The organism is Microcystis sp. M_QC_C_20170808_M3Col (assembly GCF_007095505.1).
Classification (GTDB): domain Bacteria; phylum Cyanobacteriota; class Cyanobacteriia; order Cyanobacteriales; family Microcystaceae; genus Microcystis.
This window is the reverse complement of record NZ_SFBY01000099.1, coordinates 1-4,109: the sequence shown is the minus strand read 5'-3', so window position 1 is coordinate 4,109 and position 4,109 is coordinate 1. Positions and strand designations below refer to the sequence as shown.

3 protein-coding genes are annotated in these 4,109 nt (G+C 45.2%); 1 reads left to right on the top strand and 2 read right to left on the bottom strand.

Features of this window, described 5'->3' with window-relative positions; genetic code table 11:
• Positions 1-320 precede the first annotated feature (320 nt).
• The gene (locus EWV84_RS05040; protein WP_287076851.1) at positions 321-1,313 is read left to right on the top strand and encodes a glycosyltransferase; all 993 of its coding nucleotides are present in this window, start codon (positions 321-323) and stop codon (positions 1,311-1,313) included.
• 141 nt (positions 1,314-1,454) lie between these two features.
• On the opposite strand, the gene rsmH is transcribed toward EWV84_RS05040, so the two are convergent.
• Positions 1,455-2,336, bottom strand: a complete 882-nt coding sequence (gene rsmH, locus EWV84_RS05035; RefSeq protein WP_287076850.1) for a 16S rRNA (cytosine(1402)-N(4))-methyltransferase RsmH — start codon at positions 2,334-2,336, stop codon at positions 1,455-1,457.
• Positions 2,337-2,366: 30 nt separating this feature from the next.
• Positions 2,367-3,878, bottom strand: coding sequence for a threonine ammonia-lyase, biosynthetic (gene ilvA, locus EWV84_RS05030; protein WP_287076848.1), 1,512 nt, complete (start codon positions 3,876-3,878; stop codon positions 2,367-2,369).
• Positions 3,879-4,109 lie beyond the last annotated feature (231 nt).

Here is a 4,109-nt window from a genome sequence, read left to right as displayed (position 1 = left end):
CTTGTAGTACATCGCTTGGTACAAAAAACAAGGGCAACAAAGCCTGAAACGACCGGCTACTGACTCCTGACTCCTGACTCCTACCCCCAGGAAAAACTTTTTCAGCAGACCCTAATTAAAGCGAACCCGGGTACTATTTCTCTAGGTCAAGGGGTTGTTTCCTCTGATCCACCCTGGGAGGCGATCGAGTATATTTCTTTAGACTGGGGGTTTGGCTGGCTGATTTCCACAATGAGAATTGCTGAACTCTTGAGGGACAATTGACGGCAAAGCGTTTTTGCGCTAGACTACGGGACAAAGAATGCTTTGGCCTTATATAAATGCGAACAATCTATTTTTACGCCCCTGACGAAATCAGACAAAAAAATATCAGGGAAGACCAGACTCTATGGACAGGCGATCCTACCAATTTCGCAGCTTGGATAGCCCAAACCTACTTTCATCTTAAACAAGCTGGCTTTCCTTGTGAAATAGCCAGAGAAATCCCGGAGCAAGGAATTTTAATCGCTGACCGAGATACCCTAGATAATGACTATCCTTTCCTGGATAAGGTCATGTTAATTTGTGTCCAAAGCGACAAAGAATATCACCCTTCGGCTCACCTACACATTGTTTATAATCCGTATACTTGGGAGAAGACTAAAGACTCTATTTGGAACCCCCATCTAATTAGTCATTGGCCGATGCCAGGGTTAATTCCCAGAGATAGGGAACGGAACACCCTAGTCGAGAATATTTCTTACATCGGCAACAGGGGTGAGTTAGCACCGGAATTAAGGTCGGAAGCATGGGCAAAGTCTTTGGCTACTCTCAATTGCCATTGGATGCCGATTTGGGATAAACTTCAATGGAACAATTATACTAATCTAGATGTGATTGTAGCCGCCCGTAGTTTTGACTCTCGAAATTATCCTAATAAAGGTTCTATTAAGCTAATTAATGCTTGGCACGCCGGTGTTCCTGCCCTTTTGACTCCAGAATTAGGCTTTTTAGCAGAAAGAAAGACGGAGTTAGATTTTATTATTATTCACTCTCTAGAGGAAGCAATTGAAGCAGTTCGTCGTCTGAAAAGTTCTCCAGAACTTTATCAAAAAATGGTTGAAAACGGTTATAAGAGGGCGAAAGAACACACAATTGAAACCACTTTAAATCAATGGATATATTTTTTCAAAGATGTGGCTTTTCCCACCTACGAAAAATGGTCTGCTTTAAGTCAAATTTTAAAAAGATGGTTGTTCAGTCAGCGATATTTAGCTTTCAAATATGACAGACAGAAACGGAAAATAAACGACCTTGTCAAGTCAAAGGCATAATTCAATTCTCGATCAATTATTTCTCCTTCGTGTAAAAAATAGTTGACAGCCTTTCTCATAAAGATGAAGTGTAATCTAATTTGGTATTGACGACCGACTCCCTAAAACCAGAGACTGTGTACCTCACCGTTAATATAACTGCTATAAGATAACCGATGATTCTATCTTTTGGGCTATTCTTAGTTTAGCCGAACGAGAACGGGGATTTTTAGCTTGTTCTTCTCGGCTGGGAATAATCGGCTTTTTCGTGATAATTTTCAACGAATTATCTTCGCGAAAGCCATACTTGATCAGACGATCTTCTAGACTATGAAAACTGATCATAGCGATAATTCCCCCGGATTTTAGCCAGTGGGGGGCTTGATTTAACAATTGTTGGAGAGAATCTAATTCTTGATTAACAGCGATGCGTAGGGATTGAAAAACCCGCGTTGCCGGATGAATACGTCCATAACGGTAACTAGCGGGGACAGAACTAGCGATGACAGCCGCTAATTCCGTGGTGGTAGTAAAGGGACGTTTTTGGACGATCGAGCGAGCAATCGGACGAGATAAACGTTCTTCTCCGTATTGATAAAAAAGATCCGCTAATTCTTTTTCCTGCCAATGGTTAATAATATCAGCTGCCGTCAGGGATTGACAGCGATCCATCCGCATATCTAAGGCTGCCGTGTGGCGAAAACTAAAGCCGCGCTCGCTCTGATCGAATTGGGGAGAACTGACTCCTAAATCGGCGATAATGCCATCAAAACTGCTATTTTGTCCATTATAATCGGCGAAGTTGCCCCACCAGAGGGTTAAACGGCTATCTAGATAGGGGGCGAGACTAATTTTAGCGGCTTCTAGGGCGCTTTGATCGCGATCGATGGCGGTTACTATTGTTTCGGGATAGGCATCTAAAATCAAGCGGCTGTGTCCACCACCGCCTAGGGTAAGATCGAGATAATGCCCCCCGGGTTGAATATTTAAGCCGGCGATTAATTCTTGACTCAAAACGGAAATATGGGGAAAATCTTGATTCATCTGTGCTGATAACTTCCTAAAAATGGCGATTTAACCTAAAAATAACTGATAGGCCCGGTTTTGACTTTCATCCCAATAGCGATAGCCGAGAGTATCGAGAAAAGCTTGCCATTGATTCATTTCGTCGGGGGGGACTTGTATGCCGACGACGATGCGCCCGTAATCGGCTCCGTTATTACGATAATGGAAAACGCTGATATTCCAGTGGGGACTCATGGAGGCGACAAATTTCATTAAAGCCCCCGGTCGTTCGGGAAACTCGAAGCGATAAAATAATTCATGATCGGCTAAATGCGATCGCCCTCCCACCATGTGGCGCAGATGCAATTTAGTCAATTCATCATCGCTGATATCGAGGGTTTTAAAGCCGCAAGCTTCAAAACTCTCGGCTAATTTCTTGGCATCGGTGCGATTTTCGATCTGGGCGCCGACAAAAATATGTGCTTCTTTTTCATCGGCAATGCGATAACTAAATTCGGTTAAATTGCGTTTGCCGACACATTCGCAAAAACGCCGTAAACTGCCGGGTTGTTCGGGAATAGTCACAGCATACAACGCCTCGCGCCGTTCCCCTAATTCTGCCCTTTCCGCCACAAACCGCAGACGATCAAAGTTCATATTCGCCCCACAAGCCACAGCAACGAGGGTTTTATCCTCAATTCCTTCTCTTTCTACATAAGCTTTCGCTCCTGCTACCGCTAACGCCCCCGCAGGTTCTAAAATCGAGCGTGTATCTTGAAAAACATCCTTAATCGCCGCACAGATATCATCCGTATCCACCAGGATAATCTCGTCCACATACTGCTGACAGAGACGAAAAGTCTCCTCTCCCACCTCGCGCACCGCCACCCCGTCGGCAAATAATCCCACTTGGGACAAACGCAGCCGATAACCGGCTTTTAGGGATTGATTCATCGCGTCTGAGTCCACAGGTTCCACCCCGATAATTTTAATTTCTGGGCGTAAACGCTTGACATAGGCTGCAATACCTGATATTAGCCCACCGCCACCAATAGCGACGAAAATCGCCTCGATCGGTTGCTGATATTGTCGTAAAATTTCCATACCGATCGTACCCTGGCCGGCGATTACCTCTGGATCATCGAAGGGATGGATAAAAGTTAAGCCTTTTTCCTGTTCTAACTGCCGCGCGTAGGTGTAGGCATCATCGTAGGTGTCACCGTGCAGGACGACAATCCCGCCCCGGGCTTTTACTGCGTCGATTTTGACTTGCGGAGTGGTGACAGGCATAACGATAATCGCTTGGGTTCCCAATTGCCGCGCCCCCAAAGCGACTCCCTGGGCATGATTTCCCGCCGAAGCAGCAATTACACCTTTTTGTAACAAATCCCTTGACAAATGCGCCATTTTGTTGTACGCGCCGCGCAGTTTAAAAGAGAAAACCGACTGCATATCCTCGCGCTTGAGTAAAAGCTGATTGTGCAAGCGTTGGGAGAGATTGGGGGCAAGTTCCAAGGGGGTTTCTTGGGCGACATCGTAAACGCGTGCGGTGAGGATTTGAACCAGGTAATCGCAGTACATTATTCTTTTTTGGCGGTGAGGATTCGCAAGTCAGGCTAGGATCCAGAATAGATCATCGTCGGTCGGGTTAGCAATAAAAGAGCCGTCTGCTTTTTAGCCATCAGCAATTATTGTAGCGACTGTCTTGATTGTCAAGGGGTAACTCAAAAAACAATCAAGGAGTTGCTGTCGAACCTAAAATCTCAAGCCAGAAAAAAGCGCAGCAAAAACTAAGTCGCTCAGGTTAAACCA

Coding starts and splice junctions, on each gene's coding strand:
- EWV84_RS05040 (WP_287076851.1), top strand. CDS start 321: ATGCGAACAATCTATTTTTACGCCCCTGACGAAATCAGACAAAAAAAT.
- rsmH (WP_287076850.1), bottom strand. CDS start 2,336: ATGAATCAAGATTTTCCCCATATTTCCGTTTTGAGTCAAGAATTAATC.
- ilvA (WP_287076848.1), bottom strand. CDS start 3,878: ATGTACTGCGATTACCTGGTTCAAATCCTCACCGCACGCGTTTACGAT.